A 670-nucleotide genomic window follows, 5' to 3' on the forward strand; every position below is an offset into this window, starting at 1 on the left:
CCGCCAGCGGAAGTGCAGCGGTGGTCCTTCCGGCATTTCAGTGGCCGGCACATCGATGGGTTCGGGCGAGCGGAACAGCCGGATTGGCCGTTCCGGCGGAAAAATGGTTTGTGGCGCCTGCAGCCTGCCGGGCTTTTTCGGCGGCGTGGTCCGGCGCGGCGCTTCGGTGAAGGGGATCGTGGCGACAGCACGCTCCGGCAGATGGCTCTCGACCGCGACCGGCCGGAGAACCGCGCCCTCGCCGAGCCGGGCGCGGATGCGGTCGGCGAACAGCGCGATATCGGCGCCATCGTCGATCGTTTCACCAGTCAGATCAGCCTGCTGCATGTCGAAGGTGGCTGCCGCCAACACCGAGAGCCGCACCAGATCGAAACCATAGCCGGCATCGATATCCTGCTCGAGCGCGGCCAGCCTCTCATGGAACAGTTTCTGGATCAGCATGGGTTCGCGCATCGGCCGCGAGGTGCCGATGGCGATGCGGCTGACGGCGCCGTCGACGCGAAAGAGCAGCAGCGCCAGTGTCCTGGCACCCTCGCCGCGGCGTTCGAGATCGGTTTTCAAGGTCGCCGCCAGCATGCCCACCAGCCGTTCGATGTCCTCGGTCAGGGTGACGGGTTCGGCGAGGTGGCGTTCGACCGAAAGCGGCGCGACGGGAAGGCGCGGCGACACC

The 670-nt window shown here is 67.5% G+C and carries 1 pseudogene; it reads right to left on the reverse strand.

The features are described from left to right. Window positions 1-670, reverse strand: a pseudogene (locus EN984_RS36735) (DNA polymerase Y family protein); the annotation flags it as partial.

This window comes from Mesorhizobium sp. M7A.F.Ca.CA.004.12.1.1, assembly GCF_003997835.1.
In the GTDB taxonomy this organism is placed as follows: domain Bacteria; phylum Pseudomonadota; class Alphaproteobacteria; order Rhizobiales; family Rhizobiaceae; genus Mesorhizobium.